Raw genomic sequence first — 23,875 nt, 5'->3', positions numbered from 1 at the left:
CTTAACGTTGTAAGTTGCCTGTTTTACACAGCCGAATTGTTATCCATTAAGGTGATCCCTTTTTGTATGGGGTTCTTTTGATTTGCAATAATCAAGATACTTACGATTTGAATTAAAAATATGATAGTGTGGGCGTAACCATTCAGCGTAATTTCTACGCATTCCAATATTAATGCATAAAATCCGGCAACTCGCCCTTGAACAAAAACGCCAAGGCTGTTGTTGACGCGATATCCTGTTTACGACAAGAAGAAATATAACTGCGAATCCGACAGAAGAACTCTGCACCTTCTTCTGAGCGGAAACAGCCTGATATCTTCTGCTGTACCTTGGTCATCCTGATATCATTCTCACCAAGGTTGTTGGTGAATGGAACGATTTCATTATCCATAAATCTCAACGTATCTTCTTCGAAATTTTGCAGTCTCTCCAGAAGATTTCGAGATTTTGTTCTTTTAAGACGTCCCCGTTTGCCTTTTCTTGCCGCTTCATCCGGTGGCGGACTTTCTTTTTCTGCTTCTTTTAGAATTTCTCGGTATCTCTGACGGTATTTCTTCGACTCGTGTGTTGCCAGCTTTCCGCCTGCACCATTTACGGCTCTGTTTATTTCTTCAAGCAACTCTATGAGCTTTTTGGCCCAGTTTTGATTGTCCTGTTCCCAGGCTCTTGTCAGTTCCCGTAAATGATGGGCATTGCATAACGCATGAGTACAATCATACTTGTAGTACGGCTTCCAATGGTCATGGCACAATGTCCCCTTAAACATTGGGAGGATACCAATTTCGTTCATTGCATCACTGCCTCTTTTTTGATGAGGGTAGAAATGCGTCCAGAGATCATTTGAAGCACAGTGCAGCCAAAACCTTTTGCCGTTGACGTTGATTCCAGTTTCATCGGCATGAACCAGAGAAGACTTGTTCAGCTTTTCTCGTACAAGCTTGTCAAATCCTTCCAGTAAACCAAAGGCCTCTTTGTTGAAATTGAAAATAGAGCCAACACTTACCGGTATCCCAAGTTGATCTGCAAAATAATCTCGTACCCGGTCGTAGGGGATCAACTGAAATTGCGACATATAAACGGAATGTGCTTTTATGCTCTCCCCATACTGCACGGCCTTGGTAACCCCTTTCGGGAACTGTGCCGTAAATCGTTTACCGTTACCATCCTCAAGAACCTGGGCTTGATACTCTGTTACAATTCTTGAAATCTCAATATCGAAGACCTGGCGTTTTTCATGTCCGACCTCCGTGTATTTCCCAGGAGGTCAATCCGAGCGATTGACATTGATCACCTTTACTTTGTCCGGGACAGCTACCTTTTTAAGGGTCTTTCCCACATGCCCCTTCTGACCACCTGCCTTTCTACCATTTTTCTTCTTACTGTTCTTTTTCCTGTTTGGGTCTGTCGATGGTGGCTTGCTACTATTGCTGCTATTCAAATTGAGACGATTAGCCATCAGAGTAATAACCAGAACCAAGATCTCAAGTAGTGATTTCGTAGCAGACGACAGTCCCTTGTCTTCAGCTATTATCTTCTTAGCGTTTTCAAGAGTTGCTTCAATATTGATATTGTCAATTGTCATCCGGTTCCCGTGGCAAAAGTATCGTCCTCTATTGTTACGAATTACTATACCATACGATTTGAAACCGGTTTTTTTGTTTCAAAATGCTCCCCTGTTGGATTTTAAAAAATTGCCCTCGGTGGGCGGTGTCCTCTTTTTTCCTCGTCAAGTATTCGAGCCCCTGTGGCCATCTTGCCTACATCTAAGGCCGGAGGCTAAGCAATATTGATTTTACAAAAAAACACCCAAAACCCTGTCAAGAAAAAAATGAGTGTTAATTCACTATTTTCGCTGAATAGTTACGTGTGGGCTTCCATTTTAAACTATCCATCTTTTTTGTGAACGAGCATGTAGAAAAAAGCCTCCTAACAACAGCAATTTTCACATGCTAATTTAAAAAAGCTGCTTCATTTCATTTTTCTGCAATTTGGACAAACAGAAAACAGATTTCCGGAAAATATCCCCGTGGAACCACTCATAGGGTCACTGTTTCTCCAGCCAGCAAATTATCCCCTTTGTTTACTGACAATTTACACGAAACCATTTCCATATGCATGCACCTTTTTAAGGTTATGAATTATGCAGAACAGGTTCCATTGGATATTGACCTTCTTTTTCGATCTCAGGGTAAATATGTTCAGACCGATTGTTGATCTGATATGGGCAAAAGGTGGTTCTCCTATTGCCAATCGCATGGAATAGATGGCCCTGCCAGTGGCTGAGTCTATTTTTCTTTTCATCTTCTCTGCGCAACTGGTTTTCTTCTTTTTATCCATGCGCCCGGTGAAATAGGCAACCTGGCGTGTTTTGGTGCGATCAGGATAACGAAGACATTTTGATCTCAGTTTGCAGGGACCACAGGCGGATTGGGGTGCCTGGAATCGAACAGAATGATGACCTTTGCAAAGATGTTTCTGCCACTTCTATACAGTTTTTTCCCGGCGGGGCAGATACAGTAACTGAGGTCTTTTGGGAAAGTAAAATCGGCAGGAGTAAAGAGATTCTTTCTTCCTTCTCTTTTTGCCCGTTCTTTGCGGGAACGTTTTTTATATCTGTCGTAATCTTTGAATCTGGGGTCCCGTTTCCTGAATTGGTTATCGGCTACATAGGCGTCTATTTGTTTTTCGGCCAGCATCTCCATATTTTTGTTGGTATGGTATCCGCTGTCTGCCAGGATTTTTGCATCTTTAAAGACATCTTCGTCTTTTCTGGTTTCCTGTAAATTTCCGCTGATTTTGTCTATCATCGGTTCCAGCAGGTCTTGTTCACTGCCTTGACCATAGGCTTCGGCGGCTACTATCACCTGGGTTTTACTGTCCACGGCGGTAACACCGTTATAGCCTTGGATAACACCTTTTGAGGTTTTCATTTTGGGTGACTGCTTGTTGTCCCTTGATAATAGTTATGGTCTACCTCGATAAAACGATAAAATCGCCATGCTGCTCAAAGGTTGTAATTTCCTGGTTGCTTATCCCTACCCTTCAGGTTGGCACGCGACACGGGATCTTCTGAGAAGAAGGATGCATATCTTCAGACGGTGCAGTGAACTTGTCGCCCATATTCAGAATACAAATACTCAATAAAATCTCGGACCATTCAGGAAAAAATTGACCAGGAAGTACAGTCACAAAGGTGTCGCTGAACGATTTGAAGACCCGGAAGTAAAAAAGCTTTGCCAATGTCCATTTTATGGACATTAACACAATTCTGAACTGCCCATAAACTGGACAGACAACAGTCATCCATTTACCAAACTCTCCTTATTCAGACATATTTTTCCCGTAATATAAAGATCATAGATTACCAGATATATTGTTTTCAAGAACTGGAATGCAAAATGCTACCTACATTGCAGCAAGACAACCAGGGGAGAATACCATGAAATCAAAATTTATCATAATCACCGTACTGATTACTGTTATCTCGGCAATTCACCTTGGATATACCGGCAATCAACCCGGTTTTCATATTCTTCATCAGCAGCTTTTTTATATTCCCCTCGTTCTGACAAGCTTCTGGTTCGGGACCAGACAAGGCCTGCTGGTTGCCATTATTATCAGTGCTCTTTATGGGCCAGCCATGATACTGCGCCATACCAGAGAGGAGATGCACCTTCTTGTTTATGCCCAGATTGCCCTGTACATATTCGTTTCAGTTATGATGGGATGGTTGTCAGACAGAAGGAAAAAACAACAGGAACAACTCCTGAAAGGAGAACGGATAACGGCCATGGGCAGGGCTGCGTCATCTGTCAGTTTTGAAGTATTGGATATTATAAAGAGTATTTCAAAAACATATCAACGATCAGGAGGTCTGAAAAACAGTTCGGCCAACGATGATTTCATTCGGGAAGTATCACGGTTGCGTAAACTGGTGGAAGCCCTTGGACGATTCGCGCCCTCCCTGGACAACCTGACCCTGTCAACCGATCTCAATGATATTCTCCGACACAGCTACACCAAGTTTAAAAAGGAAGCCGCAGAAAAAGGAATCAAGCTCATCCTTCAACCTGACCCCGACGGTTGTCCTTCGATGCTTCCCCGGGAAGAAATAGCCAGGATTTATGATTCTCTTATCAGCAACAGTATAGATTTTTCACAACGGGGACAATCAATAATTCTACAATCAGAAAAAGGAGGACAGGCATGTGTACTGCAGGTAATTGATTTCGGTTCCGGCGTATCAAAAGAAAATGAAGCAAAACTCTTTTCAATTTTTTTTACGACAAAAGAGGATGGCTACGGGCTTTCTCTCTCGTCCGGACGAAAAACAATGAGAAACCTCGGTGGTGACGTAACATATGAACCGGGAAAAAACAGGGGAGCGATATTCAGCATCATCGTTCCCAGGGAAAATATGGATGCACCCATTGAAATGATGGGACAGGCAATTTAAAAGGAGTACAACATGAATACAGTTCGAATCTTAATCGCTCTCTTAACCTTAACCTTTGTCGGTCAGGCAGGCGCAATGCAGGGTATGAATCATTCCGGTATGGATAATGGAAAAACTCAAAATTTTAAACATATGGCAATGGTTGACGGCATCCATGCCGAGTTTCAAATCATGGACCTTGCAGCCATGAACATGACCGATCCGGACGGCAAAACCCATCATGTAATGGCCACATTCTCAAAAAATGATCAAAAGATAACCAAAGCCGTAGGTAAAGTGAAACTCATCGCTCCTTCCGGTAAGGAACAACTGGAAACATTCAAGGATTACGGAAACGGTATCTTTGCAGCTAATTTTAACCTGGATGAACCGGGAAAATGGGGTGTGATCTGTCTTTTCAAGGATGACAGCGGGAAACACGCAGTCAAATTCTGGTATTCTCACCATATGATGTGAGGAAAAACCCGCTACGAACTGACAACCGCCACCATTCGAGCCTCACTCTCCCCACTCCATGGAACGTGTGGGGCTTGGAAGAATCGATATAGGCGCTGTCTCCCTTGTTCAGCACATATGTGGTTCCATCGTAGAACAACTCGATGGAACCCTCAAGAATTATGACAAATTCCTGCCCTTCGTGACTGATCGGAGGCCCCGCCGGTGTCCGGGGATCAAAAGTCAGCAGAAAGGGCTCCATGAGATGGCCACCGGTGCCCGGTCGCGTCAGTGATTCATACCCGTAACTCTGGTCGGTACTGCCCTGTCGTCCCGAAAGTGACTCTCCCGCCCGGCAGATTGTTATCGCCTCGGAAACTGTTGCCCCGCCATGCAGCATCCCCTCAACCTTGGAGCCAAGAACCCTGGATATTTTTATGACCACACCAATGGAAGGCACGGCTCTGCCCTCTTCATAGTCCGCCAGACGATCCACAGGAACACCCGCAAGTTGACTGACACGCTCCCTGCTCAACCCCTGAGCCTTCCGCAGATTTTTAATCCTCTCGCCAACATATTTTCTCATCTATACCTCCTTCCTCAATGACGACGCGCGGGAACAATCCGTCCGCTCAGCATGCGCAGACCGTGCCAATATTTGTCAATTCCCGGCCGCAGACTTGTTTCGGTAACACCGGATTTCCTGAAACGACGCTGCAGTGAAAGGTACATGGACAACGCCTCATCTGAAAAATCGGGTTCAATATTTATCACATACCTGTCGCCGTGAAACACCTCATAGACAGGAAAAAGTCCGGAGCGCACTGCCAGACGAACCAGTTCTATCCCCATCGCCGGTTCAGACTTCCAGCCTGTCGGGCAGGGTGATAGAATGTGGAGAAATCTGAACCCGTTTGTATCAAGGGCTGTACGCATCTTGTTCAACGCATCTTCTGCATGGGCAATGGAAACTGTAGCAGCATAGGGAATCCTGTGGGCCGCCATAATAGCCATGATATCTTTTTTGTTTTCTCTTTTTCCCAAGGGTGTACTGGTGGTTACAGCGCCCGCCGGAGTTGAGGAAGAACGCTGTCCGCCGGTGTTACCGTAAATCTCGTTATCATAGCAGATGTAAAGAATGTTTTCATTGCGTTCAGCCGCCGCCGACAACGTTGCCATACCAATATCATAGGTGCCGCCATCTCCTGCCATACAGATGACCCGTGTTTCCTCATTGTTCAGCCCAGCAACCGCAGCAATTCCGGTGGCAACTGAAGCGGCTGAAGCAAAGGTTGTCAGGATTGTCGGCACATCAAAGGCCGACTGGGGATAGGTATGAGCGGTAATGGCACCGCAACAGGCGGGGATCACCAGTTTCACATCACGCCCGGCAACGGCATGGCTGAGCAGTTGAAAAATATTGGACATACCGCAACCACCGCAGTTCATATTGCCGGCCCGTAACAGTGGGCGTTTACGATCCTGTTCCGTTTGAACAATTCCTCCCAGGCTTGGCTCTCTCATTGCAGTTCCTCCATGATAACAGGATCACCGGTCTGCTTCCGCCCGGCCAGATCCGTCAGAATCCTGCGAATATGCTGCGGCCTGACATCCCCCCGCCGATACCCATCATATAATTCTGGATAATCAACCCGTTTCTGCTGCCGACAGCCTTTATCTCGCCCCAGAGGACACCGCCAAACCCGAGACTGATATCTCTGTCAATAACAGCTACCCGCCTTGCTGTTTTCAGATTTTCCCTGATGCTTTTCATCGGAAACGGCCGAAACATCCGCAACCGGAGAGAGCCAACCCGCTGTCCTTTCTCACGCAGATCATCAACAACCTGTTCGGCTGTCGCACCGATGGTTCCCATGGAAATAATCACGCTTTCGGCATCTTCAATCCTGTAGGAAACCACAGGGTCAGGCAATGATCGATCCATGATCTGTTGAAATTCATCCTGGATGTCAGTGTAAACATGAAACACCTTCTCCATCGCCTCATGATGCTGCCGGCGATGGGAAGCAACCTGGTGGGCCACCTCAATCTGTCCAAGAGCATGGGGGGTGGATCCCAACTGGTGCGGAACAGTGGTAATCGGCAGAAAACGGTCTACCATATCCTGTTCCGGTACATTTATCTGGGCAATAGTGTGGGAAAGGGTGAATCCATCCATGCAGACCATAAGGGGCATCATCACTTCCGCATTCTCCGCCAGTCGAAAGCCGAAAAGGACAGTGTCGAAAACTTCCTGGTTATCGGCACAGTAGATCTGTATCCAGCCGAGATCCCGCAACATGAGAGAATCTCCATGATCAGCCCATATATTCCAGGGCGGTCCCATGGTTCTGTTAGCTACAACCAGCACAATGGGTAATCTCAGACTGGCGGCAGTTACACAGTTCTCAGCCATATAGGCAAGCCCGTTGGATGAAGTGGTCGTAAAACTTCTGGCCCCTGTTGCAGATGCACCAATACAGACCCCCATGGCACTGTGTTCACTCTCTACTCTCACCACTTTACTCTTCTCAATTTCCTGAGCACAGAGATATTCCATACAATCAGTCGCAGGAGTTATGGGATAAACCCCACAACAAAATCCGCGACCTGTACGGTTGGCCCTTCCTGCAAGCGTCGCGGCAAGACCCGCTCCATGATTTGCGCTGATCAGTTCAACCGGCATATTATTCCTCTTCTGTTGAACATAATGGTGTTCGGATTACATCCTGAAACTCAGTGTAACCTCTCTATTTTTCAATCATCTCCATTGCCCTTCTTGGACATTCAGCTACACAGATCCCGCACCCTTTGCAATATTCCTGGTCAATGGAATACCCAACACCGTCCCGAAAGATTATTCCTTCCGGGCAATAGACCAGGCAGGTATCACAGGAGGTACAGCGGCCACAGGAAAAACATCTCTCAGCTTCCCCAGGTCCTGGCAGACCAAGATTCACTTCCTCAAAATCATTCTTCCACGAGGGCACCTGGCGATGACGGTCCCTGTGCTGTTGAATCACCGGAAAATGAGAAAAACGGATATGAGCCGGTGCCACTATGGACTTATAGCTCTTTTCCTGACCAATTTCCTTTCCGCTGCACACAGCCAGTGCTGCAAATGCAGTCCTTCGCCCATTGCCGATGGCATGTGCTACCGTACCATCTCCAGTCAGGCAGTCTCCTGCAAACCAGACATTGAGTAAGTCATTTTCCTTTACGGCTCTGCCGTTCTCTATCGTCCAGCCCTCGGGCAGCAGCTCCAAATCCTGTCTCTGGCCAAGGGCCAGCAGAACCGTATCGCAGCTTATTTCCATGGTTCGATCAGTCACCACCGGCCTGTGCCGTCCATCCTCTTCCGCTTCACCCGGTTCCACCTCGGCTACAACAATTCCACGTACAACGCTGCCACCGATAAATGCCACCGGCTGCCTCTGGGTGAGGATCTGTACTCCTTCACGCGATGCTTCCTCAATCTCTTCCTGAATTGCCGGCATCTCTTCACGGCTTCGTCTATACACCAGTTTGACCAGCGATGCGCCTGAGCGCAGGGCTGTTCTGGCACAGTCTATCGCCGTATTTCCACCTCCAATGACCACAACCGTACCAGTTAAGGGAGGATGTTGCTTTTCTTCCCTGCAACCGGCCAGGTATTCAAGCCCCTGGCGGACTCCATCAAGCTCTTCTCCTGCTGCTCCTATTGCAAAGGGCGCCCCCAGCCCCTTGCAGACAATGACGGCATCATTATCCCGGCTGAGACGTTCCAGTTCTTTTTTATCTACAGAAGCCGTACATACGGTCTCCACGCCGAGTTTCACTATTCTGGAAATATCATGATCAAGTACATCTTCGGGTAGCCTGTATGCTGGAATTCCGTTTCGCAGAACACCGCCCAGCTTCTCCGATTTTTCGTATAAAGTCACCTGCTGACCTGAAAGAGCCAGGTGAAACGCGCAACTCAGACCCGCAGGGCCACTGCCGACTACTGCAAATTTGAGTGGTTGTGGATCATTTTCCGGTATGATTTCCAGATTTTCATTATCGGCGACCCATCTCTCAAGACTGCGAATATTTACCGGTCCATCAAAGAAATCTCTGTTGCAGGCCGTCATGCAGGGTGCAGGACAAACCCGTCCGCAAACTCCCGGCAGAGCCTGGGTTTTCATAAGAAGTTCTGCAGCTTTTTCAACACCTTCATCTTTTAAAGCCTGAATGAAACCGACCACATCATTTCCTGCGGGACATGCAATCGAACAGGGTGCGCCATATTCCTGATATCGGGGGACTGGGTCGCCCAGGCGCCTGTTTTCAGTTCTGTCGGAATATCACGAAGATGTTCTGTCATCGGAAGAACAGAACCGAGACAGACAGTTCCCTCCGCGCCGGCAGCCTGCTGCTCAGCCGATTGTCGGAATGGTTCAAAAACCGTGATTATTCTGCTCGCTTCCAGGGCCGCTTCAAAATCATCTTCCAGATTGAAAAAAGCATATGCCCGTTGCACTGCCTCCATGGGCAGACCAGTCAGCGCAGCATATGCCCCCACCACTGTCGTATTGATAATGACAACAGCACTGGTGCCGATCCCATGTTCCCTGGCAATGGACGTAGCATCTACGACACCCAGCCGGTAACCGGGATATTGCTTTCTCAGGTCTTGAGGTGATGCAGTGGAGTTGATCAACATGCTCGCTCCACCAGTTACACCATCAAGGAGGGACGGTCCAAGCAGCCCCGGATCCAGAACCAGCAGATGATCTGGACGATAAACCTTGTTGCGGTTTTTAATAACTTCCCGATCAACTCTTGTGAATGCTCTGACTGGTGCACCGGATCGTTCGGCACCATAATCACCGAATGTCTGAACATTGAGACCAAGCTGGGCGTAAACCGCCGCAATGAGTTTGGCGCAGGTCACACCACCTTGACCACCCCGCCCATGAACGCGGATCTCAAGCGGCAAGGTAATCGCCTCCGGGACATCTTCACCCTCCCCTTTTTTTCTCTGACTCAGGTTGGCAATCCGTTCGTCCATAGGCTCTCCTGTGGAGTGATTTTCGGTTGGAACGCAATATCAGGACAAGACACAGTTTAGATGCATTGAAATGAACGGAAACCGATCAAGATTGTTTCGTTAAACAAAACTGTGTTTTGTTTAACAGTATAACCGTTCAGAAAAAACTTCAAGAACTTTCTTTTCGACAGACTGGCTTGCCCTATGAACAGGAACAGGCAGGTCTACTTTTTGCAGGAATCGTTTACAGATACTCACAAACAATACCACCAGACATTTTAAAGGAGTATTTTCATGTATGAAACTCTTGCTGTTCTGGCCCTGTTTACCATCAGTTACAGCCTTGTCAGCGAAAAAATCGAACAGAGTTGGGTCAGCGGGCCTATAATTTTCTGTGCTTTCGGAGTTGCCGTTGGCCCCAGGGGATTTAACCTGCTTCCCCTGGCAGCAGACTCCGCAACAATCAAGTCTCTGGCCGAGCTCACCCTGGCCCTCATTTTGTTCACAGACGCAGCCAACACCAACCAGGCCGCTTTGAAAAAAAACATGAAAATCCCTGTACGCCTTCTCCTGGTTGGACTGCCTCTGACCATCCTGTTCGGTTTTCTTACCGGAACAGTCCTTTTTGACTCAATGCCATGGTTCGAAATTATCATCCTCGCTGTAATCCTGGCTCCAACCGATGCGGCCCTTGGCAAACCTGTAATAACAAACAGTAATGTTCCCCTGCGCTATCGTGAAAGACTGAATATTGAAAGCGGATTAAACGATGGTATATGTGTCCCAGTACTCATCATTTTTCTTGAATTGGCAACAGAACCGTCTGACGAAAGGAGTTTAGCAGGTATGGTTCTCTCTCAATTTATCCGAGAAATCTGTATTGGTGGGCTAGCAGGCGTGGCTCTGGTCGCGGTAGCTATCCTTAACAGGTCTTGGCCTGAAAACTGAGACAAAACTCTTCATAGGCTGGTTTGGGCCAAGAGGACTGGCAAGTATCGTTTTCTGTGTAATTGCGTTTGACGCTGGACTCCTGCACGAATCGGGCCTGGCCAGAGTTATCACTTTGACTGTTTTTGCCAGCATCCTGCTCCATGGTATTACTGCCCATTTCTGGGCAGACAACTTTGGGCGAAAAATACAACAGAAAAACAACCAAATCAAACAGAACAATCCTTAACCGGTATTTCTCATCAGTTCAGGCGGCGTCAGGTTCAAAAGGTATCTTTTTGGATGTACGAAACCATACTAAAATCAAGACAATGTTCATGAGGAATATGGGTAAACAGATACAACTCATTACCCCAGCATCCTCAACAATATTTGGCACGATTATTGCTGAATGGAAGTCATCTATTAAACTTTTACTCATTAAAGGCAGGGAAAATGAAAAAATTGATGCTGTTAACAACCATCTTCGCGCTGGCATACACAAGCATTGCCACAGCTGGTGAACTGCAGAATGGATTTATGAATTATCAGTGGGGTGAAAATATATCCCAGTACAGAACATTGATGGAACTCTCCACCAGAAAAGACATAATCTACTGCTCAGATCCCACCGTATCATATACTATTGATGATATATCGATAAATAACGTCATTCTCGGTTTTTACAAAGATGCCTTTTTTGCGGTGTATATCGGTATTGATACTCCCGAAGCATATAACAGGATCAGGTATCATATGAAACAAAAGTATGGCCTCCCGGACACGAAATTAATTACTGGTTTTCCAAACAGGCATGCATCCGAAAGAGACCGACAGACAATTCTTAAATGGAAATATAAGGATGTAATTATAAAATTAAAAACTGATCAAATTACAGGGAAAATGAAACTGGCCTTTTATTACGGACCCATATCAAACAAGCTGAAAACAGATCATTTTGATGATATTGATGAAACATCATTACGTTTTTTCCCGATTGATAAAAATGAAAGGCCGAGAATGATTCCGTTTCTGGAGTTTTAACACGGAAGCCCGTACATTCAGATAGACAGAAAGAGCTCATGGAGCTGCAGATTTCTCAAATTTTTCCGACAGAGGAAGAGCAATGAAAAAGTATTCAGCAACTGTCTTATACTTCCAGAAACAATCATACTTCTGCTGATCAGCACATCTATAGCCCCAGCTTCGGCAACGGACAAAAGCCAGAGGAGCCAGCTCGCAAATGTCCTGCAGGGTGACTGGGGAAAAGTAAATATCAACCTGCGCTATCGCCTTGAACACGTGGATCAAGATGGCCGTAAAACCACCACTGGTGATCCTGTTCGTCTTCGCCTGGGTTTACATGACTCCAATTCTTTCAGGATAACCCGAGCAACTACGGGGCGTACTATTTTCATATTATGGCCGGAATAACTTCACCCCTCAGCAAATCCCTGGTAACAGATATCAGCGGTAAATTTGCCTATGAAGTTTTAGGAGCCGACCATGGTGTTTCTTTTAAAACCCCCCTGGGCACAAACCATGGTTTCAATGGATGGGCCGACCTGTTTCTGACAACTCCCCCGGATGGACTCCGTGATATATACGGGATTCTCAGCAGCACCCTCGCCGGGATTAAACTGGATCTTATTTATCATGATTTCCGGGCAGATGAAGGGAACAGCGACTATGGAAACGAATTTGATGCAATGCTGACAAAAAAATTCGGCAGTCACTATATATTACAGGCTGTTTACGCTGACTACAACGCCAGCGATTATAAGATGGACACCAGAAAATTCTGGCTGCAGTTTACTGTGGTTTTCTGATCGACAACCTCAAGATTCTCTTTTCCATCAGTTCGTGACTCTCTGAAGAAGTGTACATATTTTTTACACACTCGGCGGAACAATCGTCTAAAAACAAGACGATTATGATAAATCTGAGCGCTGTCAACCCGCATTTCTCATCAGTTCAGGCGGCGTCAGCTTCAAAATTTTCAGAGAGAATGGATAATTCATGACAAAAAAACCACTTTTAAAAAAATATATCCGCAGAAAACTTCTCTTCCGCCTGGGCCTGACGATACTGGGTGTAACTCTTCTGTTCGCTGGTATTTCTTATTTCCACTCCAGGGATATGATTGTCAATGCCGTCATCCAGGCATCGACTTCAAGAGTACATATAATCCAGGCAAGGTTCAAGGAACTGGTGCGCAAACCTGACGCAGACATGATGACAGTTTTGCAGGATGCCGTTAATTATCCTCCCGACACAAATATCCATATCAGCGAAGGAGAATTTATTTACGCTGTCCTCTACAGCAGGAACCGCGACCGTATCGGCATCTATCAACATATCAACCATCCAGCCCTTGCTGGAATAAAAAAATATTTGCGCCGGAACCCGGATTTCTCGCGACCCGGTCAACCAGAATACAAATCTTTTACTATCAATTCAAAGCAATATATCGACATCCTCAGTAAGTTCTCCATGGGAAAGAACAACCCCGACCTATTCTTCCGGGGCATATTCTCCCTTTCAGAACAGGCCATCCATGCTGTTCATCAACGGGCAATACGGACTGTCCTTTTTGTAATTGGAGTCGTTCTAGCGACTGCTTTCCTCATCTATCCTGTCATAACCCATCTCCTAAACCGACTGGCTGACTATTCAACCTTTCTTCTTGATGCCCACCTGGAAACGATGGAAGCATTAGGCGCGGCTATTGCGAAACGGGATAATGATACTGACCGGCATAATTATAGAGTTACGATTTATGCTGTTTCTCTTGGAGAATTATTGACCATGGATGAATATCAGATGCAGTGCCTTATCAAGGGCGCATTTTTACACGATGTAGGAAAAATCGGTATTCGCGACAATATTTTACTGAACAAGGAAAAATTCTCAACACAAGAACATGAAATCATGCAAAAGCATGTCAAATACGGTATCGACATCATAAAGCAGTCAAGCTGGCTCAAGGATGCGCAAGACGTGGTTGCCTCACATCATGAAAAATATGACGGCAGCGGTTATCCTGCAGGACTGAAGGCAGGTAAAATTCCTCTCAATGCACGGATTTTTGCCATTGCAGATGTGTTTGACGCACTCACCAGCCAACGTCCCTACAAAGAACCCTTCTCCTATGAGAAAACCATGACGATTATGGCCCAGGACAGCTCACATCATTTCGATCCGCTCCTGTTGGAAAAATTCACATCTATTTCCAAAAAGCTTTACGATGATTATTCCAGCTGTGACAGGAGCGGATTGAAGGCAAAATTACTTGAAATTACCAACAAATATTTTCACAGCGGTATAGACACCCTCCAGTATTGACAAGTGCCCGGATTAAAACCAGGCCCTCACACCAAATACAAACCGGAAATCGTCGTCATCCTGACCGTCGTCACGGGAAAAATCTGCAGTATCACCGTAGAGATGAATCCAGTTAATACCGATATAAGGGGCAAACTCCCTGCGGATCTCATATCGCAACCGTAATCCCAGTTCAATATTCGACAGACCCGAACCGATCCCAACATTCTTATCATCTTTTCCATATAGATTGAGTTCAACGTCGGGTACTAGAATCAGACGAGGCGTAAATAAAAATTCATACTCGGCCTGCAGGCGGGCGGATGTCTGACCATTTTCACCCACAAACAGCGCCGCATCAATATCGAAAAAATAAGGCGCCAATCCTTTAACTCCGAGAGCCAGCCAGTTGCGGGAGGGTTGAGGTCTGATATCAGTCCTCCAACCTACCTGAAGATCCCAGAACGGAGCAATGGCCCTGGAGTACAGAGCCTGCAGCTCAATATCTTCCCCACGTCCATCAACATATTCACCCTCAGTTTTGATCCAGAATTTATTGAGATCGTACCCCAGCCACCCCTCAGCATCCCAGGAAAACAAGTCATCGCCATCCCCTGCCCTGGCTTCCATTTGATCAATCAGCACCATGGACAACAGGGGATCATCTATCATCTCACCACTCCAGGCGGGATTACTCAAGAACATTGAACACACCGCTGCGGCTATATATTTTTTCATCCTTTCACCTCACTTGCTTACGACAACTTTACGAAACATGGCCAGCATATGATACAGAAGATGGCAATGAAATGCCCATCCCCCCATGGCATCAGCTGTTACAAGATAACTGATTTTTGAACCAGGCTGAACGACAACTGTGTGTTTTCGAGGAATGTGACGGCCATCGCCGGTTTCCAGATCACTCCACATACCGTGCAGATGCATGGGGTGATTCATCATGGTATCATTGACAAAGGTTATACGCAGCCGTTCTCCATAAGTAAAAGCTATCGGCTCGGCATCTTCGTACCTGATGCCGTTGATGGACCACATGTATCGTGCCATATTGCCCGTCAGATGAAGTTGAATCTCCCTCCCGGGATCACGGGGATCCGATGTGGGATAAAGGTTGCGCAGGTCAGCATAAGTCAGCACTTTTCGACCGTTATTGCGCAATCCTACACCTGGATCATCAAGCCGATACCGAGGGTTCATTGCCCGCATATCAACATGAGGCCCGAACTCGGTTTCACTATGAACTATGGGGGCAGTACTGCCCGCACCTGCAGCACCTTCCCTGTTTTTCCCCTTCCCGGAACCCTTCATAGCCATACCCTTCATAGGCTGTTTCTTCACCATAGCATTCATTGACTGCTTATCAGTCATGCTCTTCATGGTGTTCATACCCTGCATTGCCGCCATATCCATTCCCATATCAGTCATGGTCAGAACAGGATAAGGATCAAACCCTGGAACTTCTGCCGTCAGAGCAGGATCCGGCGTCAGGGTTCCTCTGGCATATCCTGTCCGATCAATGGCCTGGGCAAAAATACAATAGGCCCGATCATCGTTGGGCTCAACAATCACATCATAAATTTCGGCGACTCCGAGCCGGAACTCATCAACGGTTATCGGTTCGACATGCTGTCCATCAGCTGCCACAACGGTCATTTTCAACCCAGGAATACGAACATCGAAAAAACTCATGGCAGATCCATTGATAAATCGTAGCCGAATCCTTTCTCCTCGTTTAAACAGTCCGCTCCAGCCGGCTGCCGGTGTCTGACCGTTCATGAGATAGGTATAGGTATATCCTGTGACATCAGAAATATCCCGATCACTCATACGCATCCCGTTCCACATACTGCGCCCGTTCCAGGCGGCAACCAATCCTTTTTCCCTGATATCACGAACCAGGTCACCAACGGTACGTTCGTTAAAATTATAATAATCGCTCATCTTTTTCAGATGGGCATAGAGAGTATTCGGGTCTTCATCCGACCAGTCTGAAAGCATGATGACATGTTCCCGGTCATAGACAAAGGGCTCCGGCTCCAGCGGATCAATTATGATAGGACCATAAAGCCCTGTCTGCTCCTGGAATCCTGAATGGCTGTGGTACCAATATGTACCATTCTGCTGAACATCAAACTGATAGTGATAGCTTTCTCCAGGTTCAATACCAGCGAAATTAATTCCCGGCACTCCATCCATGGCATTTGGCAGGATGATTCCATGCCAATGGATTGAACTTGATTCGGCGAGATGATTAGTCACTTTCAGGCTGACCCTGTCTCCCTCTCTCCAACGTAGAACCGGCCCGGGAACGTGCCCGTTTACAGCTGTTGCAGTCCTTGTTTTTCCAGTAAAGTTCACCTGCTGTGATGCAATAGTCAAGTTGAAATCCGTACCTCTCAAGACCGGGATCTGTGGCCATGAACTGTTATTCTCGGCAGCAGAAATACGGCGAGGCAACATTCCCAGGCCAAGCAGAACGCCACCAACAGCCATACCTTTAACAAAATGGCGACGTTCCATGGTCAACGTTTCCAGCTCAAACAATAGTTCCTCAAAAACCATCTGCTCCTCCTCTGGTTTCAGTTGTAAAGACAAATCAAGTGATTTTCGCCGAACGCAACCGGAGCGCATTGGCCACCACAGACAGAGAGCTCAGGCTCATGGCGGCTGCGGCAATAATGGGGCTGAGCATGACACCAAATGCCGGATACAGAACTCCTGCTGCAATCGGAACACCAAGACCGTTATAGACAAAGGCAAAAAACAGGTTCTGGCGAATATTAGACATTGTCGCCCTGGACAGCTTCCTGGCCCGGAGAATACCCGTCAGGTCCCCTTTAACCAGTGTCACACCGGAGGATTCCATGGCCACATCAGTTCCCGTCCCCATGGCAATTCCCACGTCTGCCCGAGCTAAGGCCGGAGCATCATTTATTCCGTCTCCCGCCATGGCCACCCGTTTACCCTCTTCCTGAAATTTGCCTACGACCCGGGACTTCTCATCGGGCAGCACTTCGGCCACCACTTCATCAATATCAAGCTTTTCCGCAACGGCTTCGGCAGTTGCCCGGTTATCACCAGTCAACATCACTACCCTGACTCCCTCGCCATGAAGCTCACGAATCGCCTCAGGAGTACTGTCCTTTACCGGATCGGACACTGCCACCAGGCCGGCCAGTTTATTGTCTGCGGCCACAAACATGACAGTCTGTCCATCCCGTCTCATCTTCTCAGCCAGCTCTTCCAGTTCATTTACAGGGACAGAAAAATCCTTCAGCAGCAACCTGTTCCCGAGCAGCACATCATGTTCGCCTACCCTCCCACGGACTCCCTTACCGGTTACTGAATTAAAATTGCGTACTGCTTCAGTCTCAACTCCCCTTTCCCGGGCCCCGGTAACTATAGCTGCCGCCAATGGATGCTCACTGGCTGTTTCCAGACTTGCTGCCAGCTTCAGAAGATTGCTCTCATCCATATTGGAGGCTGGTACAATCCCGGTCAAAGTAGGCTCACCCCTGGTCAGGGTACCGGTTTTATCTACAACCAGAGTATCTATCTTGCGCATGGTCTCAATGGCTTCAGCATTTTTGAAAAGAACCCCTGAGGTTGCACCTTTGCCGGTAGCAACCATGATGGACATGGGCGTAGCCAGACCAAGAGCGCAGGGACAGGCAATGATTAAGACGGAAACAGCTGCAATCAGGGCATAGGCCATACGTGGTTCAGGTCCAATAAAATACCAGATAACAAAGGTCAACCCTGCAATTCCTATAACCGCAGGTACGAAATAACCTGCCACCTGATCAGCCATCTTCTGAATCGGGGCCCTGCTTCGCTGGGCATCGGCAACCATCTTGACAATCTGGGCCAGCAAGGTGTCTTCTCCCACCTTTTCCGCCCGCATGGTTAAAGAACCCGTGGTATTGATCGTTGCACCAATCACCTTGTCCTCGGGTTGTTTTTTAACCGGAACCGGTTCACCGGAAATCATTGATTCATCGACCGAGCTCGTCCCGTCAACAACAACCCCGTCAACCGGAATTTTTTCTCCGGGACGAATTCGAAGCAAATCCCCTGCACGGACATCTTCCAGGCCAATATCCTCCTCTTCACCGGAGGACATAATTCTCCGCGCCGTTTTCGGAGAAAGACCCAGCAGGGCCTTAATGGCTGCCCCAGTCTGGTTACGGGCACGAAGCTCCATCACCTGCCCTAGCAGAATAAGGGTGACAATCACAGCCGCCGCTTCAAAATAGACACCCACAGATCCATCAGTGTTCTGCATGGAAGCAGGGAAAATACCAGGAAACAGCACTCCGACCAGACTGTATATATAGGCGACTGACACCCCAAGTCCAATCAAGGTAAACATGTTCAAACTGCGGTTAATCACCGATTGCACAGCCCGTTCATAAAACGGCCAGCCCGCCCAGAGTACTACCGGAGTAGAGAGAATCATTTCAAGCCAGCCAAGTGTCCTGTCCGAAACCATCTGTTCCAGCAGGCCTCCCCCGGCAACATATCACGCATGGCAATAAAGACCAGGGGAACAGTCAAAATTGCCCCGATAATGAACCGATTACGCATGATCTCGTATTCGGGATTTTGTTCTTCATTCTCCGGGGAAGCGTTTTTAGGTTCCAGCGCCATACCGCATTGAGGGCAACTGCCAGGGCCTTCCTGTTCGACCTCGGGATGCATGGGGCAGGTGTAGATGATCACTTTTCCCTGGGGATCAACTTTCACCTTTTCGGGACCGTCAATGGTCTTTTTCGCACCAGAATACGCCCGGGGATCAATCATAAACTTTTCCAGGCAATTTGTGCTGCAGAAATAAAATGTGTCTTCCTCGTGTACGTGGCAGAGAAAATCGTCCCGTGTATTCGTGCTCATACCACAGACAGGATCAACATAGGATTGATTGGTCGTGATATTTAAATGGTGATCATGTGTTGTCATGCAGCACCTCCTGTCAGGTGAGTAGCTATAAAAAGTTTCTTTTGAGCATAAGTTATTCACGAAACATACCGGAATTGACAAGAACCGCATAACTCACAAATAACACAATCATTTCATAATATTACACCACACCATATCCCCCAACACAATACAGGAATTCTGGTTGTGCTGTCTGAAGGTTATACAAATCGGCACTGCCTGAAATTCATATTGTCCATTTATTGGACAATGACGTCAGAGAACAAAGAATACCTCAATTCAGCACGCCGGTATTGGCAGTTCCAGAATTGAGGCAAGAATGAAGAGACTAAGAAAACAGCTGATTTTACAGGCAATAGTGCTGTGCTGATTTCCGTCCACAGCAACCCGGTAACTCTGTCACCACAGAATCTTGATGGGTTCCACAACAAAGCAGCCAAAACAACATTCGGAGCGTATTTAATGTGAGGCAAGAGACTGGATATAATTTACCAGATGCCAGACGTCCTGAGACTCCAACTCATCCCCCAGGCCGGCATTTCTCCGCGACCGTTCCTTATTTTCCAGGCAAAATCACCATCCTCGTGTCCTCCGGCCATGGCTCGGAGATTGGTTGGTTTTTTCGTAAGAGAGCCTGCGGCAGGCCCATTGCCATCCGCATTTTTCCCATGACATCCCATACAGAACTGGCTGTACAGTTCTTTGCCCAATGCTATTGAGTTGCTGTCAGCAACTACCGGATTAACCTGCTTTACAGCTTTTTCAGGAGCAGCCCAATGGGACATATTTGTATTTTTCTGGGAATGCCCTCCTTTATGTGCTCCACTGCCATAGACCAGTTTCCAGGCCACCAACAATAAAATAACGACAAATACAGCTTTTAATGCCATTCTTTTTGTTCCATACATAATTTATCTCCTGAAATCATGTTCATAATTCATATTCCTTTAATTTATTTAACAAGGTTTGCCGTGCGATCCCGAGAAGTTTCGCTGCACGTGATTTATTTCCTCCGGTCCGTTCAAGTGTTGCACGAATCGTCTCTTTTTCCATATCTTTCAGCGTCAGACCCCCACCAGAAGAGGAAGAAGATACTGCGACCTGCTGAAAATCTTTGGGCAACATCTGCGGAGGTAATTCCCTGGGAGTGATCTGCTCGCCCAGACAGAGAATAACTGCCCGTTCTATTGTATTTTCCAGTTCACGAACATTTCCCGGCCAGGAGTAACGTACCAGCAGCACCAGCGTCTGTGGATGAAAGCCCTTGATATCTTTTTTATTTTTTGTGCAATAGTGATGCAGGAAAAAATCTGCCAGCGCAGGGATATCTTCCGTGCGCTCCCTCAACGGCGGTAATTCCACGGGAACGACAGACAACCGGAAAAAAAGATCCTGTCGGAAGCTTTCCTCTTCAACCATTTTATTGAGATCTCTGTGGGTGGCCGCAACCATGCGTACATTGACACGCAGAGTCTGGTTCCCCCCAAGTCGCTCCAGCTCCCCCTCCTGCAGAACCCGCAGAATCTTTGCCTGGGTAGGCAGGGACATATCGCCTATCTCATCCAGAAAGAGCGTACCACCGTCGGCAAGTTCAAATCGCCCGGGACGCCTGCTGTCAGCACCGGTAAAGGCGCCTTTTTCATGACCGAAAAGCTCTGATTCCAGGAGATTTTCATGCAGAGCGGCACAGTTGACTTTTATAAAAGGTCCGTCCTTTCTCTTGCTGTTATGATGAAGGGCACCGGCTATCAGCTCCTTACCGGTCCCCGACTCTCCGTTTATCAGTACCGTTGCATCAGAAGGAGCCACAAGGGCCAAGGTCTCAAAGACCTTCTGCATGGCAGGACTTCTCCCGATTATATTACCAAAATCAAATTTCTCCCCCAGCCGTTTCCTCAACTCCCTGTTCTCTTCACGCAATCCTTCCACATCCAGGGCCTTTTCAACTTTCAGCTTCAGGGCCTCAATATCCACTGGTTTTGTAATATAATCGATTGCCCCATGTTTCATCGCTTCAACAGCAGACTCCACTGATGAAAAGGCGGTTATCACAATGATCGGTTCGACCCTGTATTCTGTCCGCAACAACCTGATCGCCTCAATACCATCCATACGCTCCATTTTCAAATCCATCAGAATCAGATCCACCGAATTCTCAAGGAGAACAGGCAGAACCTGGTCACCATCGTCTGCCTCGACAATTTCATATCCACCCTGCACCAGATTGACCTTGAGCATGGTCCGGTGGGCCGCATCATCATCTACAATCAGGATTTTTCTTTTCAAATGTTTCATTGTTCACGCTGACGTTGAGGAAGGATAATTGTCACGGAAGTACCTTTACCCTGTTCTGAAGTAACTTTGAACAGTCCCTGGTGCTGTTCAACAATCTGATGACTTACAGTAAGTCCCAGTCCTGTTCCGGTTTTCCGGGTAGTAAAAAAGGGATCAAACATCTGTTCACACTCCACTCTGCTCATCCCCACACCATTATCTTTTACTGTGATATAGATATGTTCATCATCATTTTCACACGTAACACTTATAAGACCATCCGTTTCACTTGCGTTCAAGGCGTTTTTCAAAACGTTCAACAAAACCTGGAGAAGCAGATCACCATCACCTTCTATCTGAATTGAACAGGTATATGATTTCTCCAGTGTAATGTTTTTCTCCTTCAAGTCATACTCCAGCAGTTTTTCCATTTTCTCAAGAAGATCTTCCAGCTCAAGGGGTAAAAACTCCGGTTCACGGGGGCGGGAAAACTGCAACAGTGAGGAAATACTTTCGTTGAGTCTGTCCACTTCTCCGATCATAAGAGAACTGTACTCCCGGGAAGCGTCATCTTCGGCCCTGGCGCCGAAATATTGGGCAAACCCACGAAGAGTTCCAAGTGGATTACGTATCTCGTGGGCAATGCCTGCGGCCATTTTCCCAAGAGCTGCCAGACGATGTGACCGGGCCAGCTGCTCTTCCATGGCCCGGATTTTACGGAGATCACGAAGCAGAAAAACCGCTCCACGGTTTTTTTTCTCCTCATCCTGAAGAGGGGAACAGCTAATTTCCACCGGTATCTCCCCTCCTTTCCCATCCTTGAAAGTATATGAAAAAGATGACGCATTTTCATATACTGCCAGAGAGTCAACCGGCATCCCGGGAAACAGTGCTTCCATGGAGAGTTCTTTCAGCGCTTCATAATGCACCCCGGTCAGTTCTACAGCTTTGGGATTCCAGGCCACAACTCTTCCCCTCGAATCAAAGGTAATAAGCCCGTCGGGCATAGACTCAATTATATTCCGGGTATACAGTTTCATATTGGCAAGAGTCGTCCGCGTAACGCGCATCCCCTGGTAAAGAAAAAGAAAATAAAACCCGGCACTTCCCAGCAGCAGTAGCAGGCTCCCCATGAAAAAAGAATGCCTGACATCCTGAACACGTGCCTCCTGGAATTCTTTTGTGCACAATCCAAGATGAATAACAGCACGCCCCTCTTCCAGCATTTTCGTCACACGGGAAACAGGCCGCCATCTGCTTTGGCCCATCATCCCCATCCCGACAGGCCTCTCAAGAGGCAGGCTTTGAAAAATAGTTGCAACTTCAAAAACCGGCTTGTGGCCGTTGAGGTCGATCACCGTTGTCACCGGTTCTCTCTTTTCAAGTATTTTCCTCGTCAGCAAACTGTCAGTCTTCAGATCATGTATTCCTGCACTTGCAACAACCATTCCATCTTCTGCAACGATAAAAATATACTCAATCCTCTCACTTTTAGCGGTCTCCCGAACCAATGTCTTAACGGGCAGGGATCCTCCCATCATCTCATGCATCATCGTGGTCCGGGCCCCGGCTTCAAGACTGCGAATCAGGGTGAGTCCTTCATCCAACAGAAATCCCTCAATGATGCGCTGTTCCTTGTTGAGATTACGCATTGTGCTGAAAACCAGCAATCCTGCCAGAATGACTGTGGTGACAAGAATTCCCACAAGAGGGATAGATAATTTTTTTCTGGAATTACTAAGAAAATTCATCATTTTTTTGCATATTAAATTTTAAAGGTATCAAAGAAAGTATACCAGTTGACTGTTTAAAAAGAAACCTGCCATCCCCTCACGTCATAACAACTTTTGAGTCTAATGATTACAGTTTTAACTGGATAGGCATTGGATAACTTTTAGAAAGTGTCACATTCCTGGATACCAGACACAGCGGTTCCCGGGAAAACTGACTAAAAACAGGACAGCATGTCATTTATACCATCCCGGAAAAAACAGAAAAACTCTCTTGATCTGTTGTCTAACCCAACAGTTACTCCGTAAAATAAAATTCTTTACCGACTGGATCAGTATTTGCGATAGAAAGAGTAAAGACACGACAGGATCAAAAAACAATATCTTTTGAGACAGCATGGAAAACGTCATCCTAACCAGAGCAATACAGGGAGGTAATATCATGAAAACGGTTTTAAAATGGATACTGCTTACAAGCCTTCTTATTCAATTTTTATCTGTTCCCGTTTATGCCAACAGCAAACGGTGGATAGAACGCAACCAGGAAAAGGCAAGGACTTATATCACCCAACTGAAAAATGGTGCAGATCCGGACAGGCTCAAGCGGCCGCATTTAAGACGCCACAATAAATGGAAAGTCAAACAGTCCCGTAAAGAGATAAAGCGGGCCATGGACCGGGCTGAAGCTCTGGCAAGAGCAGGGAAACGGTATCTCATCAGAATACCGGACTACGCCTTTAATTCGGATAAATGAACCACAGA

At 46.9% G+C, this 23,875-nt stretch carries 19 protein-coding genes and 2 pseudogenes; 7 read left to right on the top strand and 14 right to left on the bottom strand.

Annotated elements, in window-relative coordinates:
- Nucleotides 1-169: 169 nt before the first annotated feature.
- The 3 genes and pseudogenes from tnpC to LO777_RS02045 form a co-directional block, all read right to left on the bottom strand.
- Nucleotides 170-1,582: pseudogene (gene tnpC / locus LO777_RS02055) on the bottom strand (IS66 family transposase).
- A 509-nt stretch (nt 1,583-2,091) separates the two neighbouring features.
- The gene (locus LO777_RS02050; protein ID WP_228857318.1) at nt 2,092-2,406 is read right to left on the bottom strand and encodes a transposase; all 315 of its coding nucleotides are present in this window, start codon (nt 2,404-2,406) and stop codon (nt 2,092-2,094) included.
- The gene (locus LO777_RS02045) at nt 2,403-2,930 is read right to left on the bottom strand and encodes a transposase (protein WP_228855918.1); all 528 of its coding nucleotides are present in this window, start codon (nt 2,928-2,930) and stop codon (nt 2,403-2,405) included. Before LO777_RS02045 ends, LO777_RS02050 begins: the two co-directional genes overlap by 4 nt.
- A 509-nt stretch (nt 2,931-3,439) precedes the next feature.
- On the opposite strand from LO777_RS02045, the gene LO777_RS02040 reads away from it, so the two are divergent.
- Nucleotides 3,440-4,456 (top strand): sensor histidine kinase, encoded by a 1,017-nt coding sequence (locus LO777_RS02040; RefSeq protein WP_228855917.1) that lies wholly within the window; start codon nt 3,440-3,442, stop codon nt 4,454-4,456.
- A gap of 12 nt (nt 4,457-4,468) precedes the next feature.
- The gene (locus LO777_RS02035) at nt 4,469-4,912 is read left to right on the top strand and encodes a hypothetical protein (protein ID WP_228855916.1); all 444 of its coding nucleotides are present in this window, start codon (nt 4,469-4,471) and stop codon (nt 4,910-4,912) included.
- Here the strand turns inward: LO777_RS02035 and LO777_RS02030 are convergent.
- The 5 genes from LO777_RS02030 to LO777_RS02010 form a co-directional block, all read right to left on the bottom strand.
- Nucleotides 4,881-5,477: a cupin domain-containing protein gene (locus tag LO777_RS02030; protein ID WP_228855915.1), complete on the bottom strand. Its 597-nt coding sequence runs from the start codon at nt 5,475-5,477 to the stop codon at nt 4,881-4,883. The two genes, LO777_RS02035 and LO777_RS02030, sit on opposite strands and share 32 nt — an antisense overlap.
- A gap of 14 nt (nt 5,478-5,491) precedes the next feature.
- On the bottom strand, nt 5,492-6,415 hold the full coding sequence (locus tag LO777_RS02025) for a thiamine pyrophosphate-dependent enzyme (RefSeq protein ID WP_228855914.1): 924 nt from the start codon (nt 6,413-6,415) through the stop codon (nt 5,492-5,494).
- 55 nt (nt 6,416-6,470) lie between these two features.
- The gene (porA, locus tag LO777_RS02020) at nt 6,471-7,577 is read right to left on the bottom strand and encodes a pyruvate ferredoxin oxidoreductase (protein ID WP_228855913.1); all 1,107 of its coding nucleotides are present in this window, start codon (nt 7,575-7,577) and stop codon (nt 6,471-6,473) included.
- 64 nt (nt 7,578-7,641) lie between these two features.
- Entirely contained in the window at nt 7,642-9,117 is a 1,476-nt protein-coding gene (locus LO777_RS02015; protein ID WP_228855912.1) for an FAD-dependent oxidoreductase, read from the bottom strand.
- Nucleotides 9,093-9,923 carry a 2-oxoacid:acceptor oxidoreductase family protein gene (locus tag LO777_RS02010; protein WP_228855911.1) on the bottom strand — a complete coding sequence of 277 codons (831 nt, stop codon included), beginning with the start codon at nt 9,921-9,923 and terminating at the stop codon, nt 9,093-9,095. Before LO777_RS02010 ends, LO777_RS02015 begins: the two co-directional genes overlap by 25 nt.
- 273 nt (nt 9,924-10,196) lie before the next feature.
- Here LO777_RS02010 and LO777_RS02005 point away from each other — a divergent pair, with 273 nt between their 5' ends.
- The 4 genes from LO777_RS02005 to LO777_RS01990 all read left to right on the top strand — a co-directional run bounded on the left by LO777_RS02005 (nt 10,197) and on the right by LO777_RS01990 (nt 14,174).
- The gene (locus tag LO777_RS02005) at nt 10,197-10,850 is read left to right on the top strand and encodes a cation:proton antiporter domain-containing protein (protein ID WP_228855910.1); all 654 of its coding nucleotides are present in this window, start codon (nt 10,197-10,199) and stop codon (nt 10,848-10,850) included.
- Between the two features lie 435 nt (nt 10,851-11,285).
- Nucleotides 11,286-11,873 (top strand): hypothetical protein, encoded by a 588-nt coding sequence (locus LO777_RS02000; protein ID WP_228855909.1) that lies wholly within the window; start codon nt 11,286-11,288, stop codon nt 11,871-11,873.
- Nucleotides 11,874-12,250: 377 nt separating this feature from the next.
- Nucleotides 12,251-12,658 carry a hypothetical protein gene (locus LO777_RS01995; RefSeq protein WP_228855908.1) on the top strand — a complete coding sequence of 136 codons (408 nt, stop codon included), beginning with the start codon at nt 12,251-12,253 and terminating at the stop codon, nt 12,656-12,658.
- 190 nt (nt 12,659-12,848) lie between these two features.
- Nucleotides 12,849-14,174, top strand: coding sequence for an HD-GYP domain-containing protein (locus tag LO777_RS01990; RefSeq protein WP_228855907.1), 1,326 nt, complete (start codon nt 12,849-12,851; stop codon nt 14,172-14,174).
- 12 nt (nt 14,175-14,186) lie between these two features.
- Here the strand turns inward: LO777_RS01990 and LO777_RS01985 are convergent, their stop codons facing one another.
- The 6 genes and pseudogenes from LO777_RS01985 to LO777_RS01955 form a co-directional block, all read right to left on the bottom strand.
- Entirely contained in the window at nt 14,187-14,891 is a 705-nt protein-coding gene (locus LO777_RS01985) for a copper resistance protein B (RefSeq protein WP_228855906.1), read from the bottom strand.
- 9 nt (nt 14,892-14,900) lie between these two features.
- On the bottom strand, nt 14,901-16,733 hold the full coding sequence (locus LO777_RS01980; RefSeq protein WP_268907496.1) for a copper resistance system multicopper oxidase: 1,833 nt from the start codon (nt 16,731-16,733) through the stop codon (nt 14,901-14,903).
- Between the two features lie 34 nt (nt 16,734-16,767).
- Nucleotides 16,768-19,130, bottom strand: a pseudogene (locus tag LO777_RS01975) (heavy metal translocating P-type ATPase).
- Between the two features lie 467 nt (nt 19,131-19,597).
- On the bottom strand, nt 19,598-20,017 hold the full coding sequence (locus LO777_RS01965) for a c-type cytochrome (protein ID WP_228855903.1): 420 nt from the start codon (nt 20,015-20,017) through the stop codon (nt 19,598-19,600).
- A gap of 22 nt (nt 20,018-20,039) precedes the next feature.
- Complete coding sequence (locus LO777_RS01960; protein WP_228855902.1) at nt 20,040-21,404, bottom strand: sigma-54-dependent transcriptional regulator; 1,365 nt, start codon at nt 21,402-21,404, stop codon at nt 20,040-20,042.
- A complete protein-coding gene (locus tag LO777_RS01955; protein ID WP_228855901.1) occupies nt 21,401-23,137 on the bottom strand; it encodes a two-component system sensor histidine kinase NtrB in 1,737 nt (578 codons plus the stop codon). The genes LO777_RS01960 and LO777_RS01955 overlap by 4 nt, the downstream gene beginning before the upstream one ends.
- A 418-nt stretch (nt 23,138-23,555) precedes the next feature.
- Between LO777_RS01955 and LO777_RS01950 the strand changes: the two genes are divergently transcribed.
- Nucleotides 23,556-23,867: a hypothetical protein gene (locus LO777_RS01950; RefSeq protein ID WP_228855900.1), complete on the top strand. Its 312-nt coding sequence runs from the start codon at nt 23,556-23,558 to the stop codon at nt 23,865-23,867.
- The last annotated feature ends 8 nt before the right edge of the window (nt 23,868-23,875 follow it).

This window comes from Desulfomarina profundi, from assembly GCF_019703855.1.
Lineage (GTDB): Bacteria > Desulfobacterota > Desulfobulbia > Desulfobulbales > Desulfocapsaceae > Desulfomarina > Desulfomarina profundi.
Note: the sequence above shows the minus strand (reverse complement) of the source record. Positions and strands in the feature narration are given on the sequence as shown.

Coding starts and splice junctions, on each gene's coding strand:
- LO777_RS02045 (WP_228855918.1), bottom strand. CDS start 2,930: ATGAAAACCTCAAAAGGTGTTATCCAAGGCTATAACGGTGTTACCGCC.
- LO777_RS02040 (WP_228855917.1), top strand. CDS start 3,440: ATGAAATCAAAATTTATCATAATCACCGTACTGATTACTGTTATCTCG.
- LO777_RS02035 (WP_228855916.1), top strand. CDS start 4,469: ATGAATACAGTTCGAATCTTAATCGCTCTCTTAACCTTAACCTTTGTC.
- LO777_RS02030 (WP_228855915.1), bottom strand. CDS start 5,477: ATGAGAAAATATGTTGGCGAGAGGATTAAAAATCTGCGGAAGGCTCAG.
- LO777_RS02025 (WP_228855914.1), bottom strand. CDS start 6,415: ATGAGAGAGCCAAGCCTGGGAGGAATTGTTCAAACGGAACAGGATCGT.
- porA (WP_228855913.1), bottom strand. CDS start 7,577: ATGCCGGTTGAACTGATCAGCGCAAATCATGGAGCGGGTCTTGCCGCG.
- LO777_RS02010 (WP_228855911.1), bottom strand. CDS start 9,923: ATGGACGAACGGATTGCCAACCTGAGTCAGAGAAAAAAAGGGGAGGGT.
- LO777_RS02005 (WP_228855910.1), top strand. CDS start 10,197: ATGTATGAAACTCTTGCTGTTCTGGCCCTGTTTACCATCAGTTACAGC.
- LO777_RS02000 (WP_228855909.1), top strand. CDS start 11,286: ATGAAAAAATTGATGCTGTTAACAACCATCTTCGCGCTGGCATACACA.
- LO777_RS01995 (WP_228855908.1), top strand. CDS start 12,251: ATGGCCGGAATAACTTCACCCCTCAGCAAATCCCTGGTAACAGATATC.
- LO777_RS01990 (WP_228855907.1), top strand. CDS start 12,849: ATGACAAAAAAACCACTTTTAAAAAAATATATCCGCAGAAAACTTCTC.
- LO777_RS01985 (WP_228855906.1), bottom strand. CDS start 14,891: ATGAAAAAATATATAGCCGCAGCGGTGTGTTCAATGTTCTTGAGTAAT.
- LO777_RS01980 (WP_268907496.1), bottom strand. CDS start 16,733: ATGGTTTTTGAGGAACTATTGTTTGAGCTGGAAACGTTGACCATGGAA.
- LO777_RS01965 (WP_228855903.1), bottom strand. CDS start 20,017: ATGTATGGAACAAAAAGAATGGCATTAAAAGCTGTATTTGTCGTTATT.
- LO777_RS01960 (WP_228855902.1), bottom strand. CDS start 21,404: ATGAAACATTTGAAAAGAAAAATCCTGATTGTAGATGATGATGCGGCC.
- LO777_RS01955 (WP_228855901.1), bottom strand. CDS start 23,137: ATGATGAATTTTCTTAGTAATTCCAGAAAAAAATTATCTATCCCTCTT.
- LO777_RS01950 (WP_228855900.1), top strand. CDS start 23,556: ATGAAAACGGTTTTAAAATGGATACTGCTTACAAGCCTTCTTATTCAA.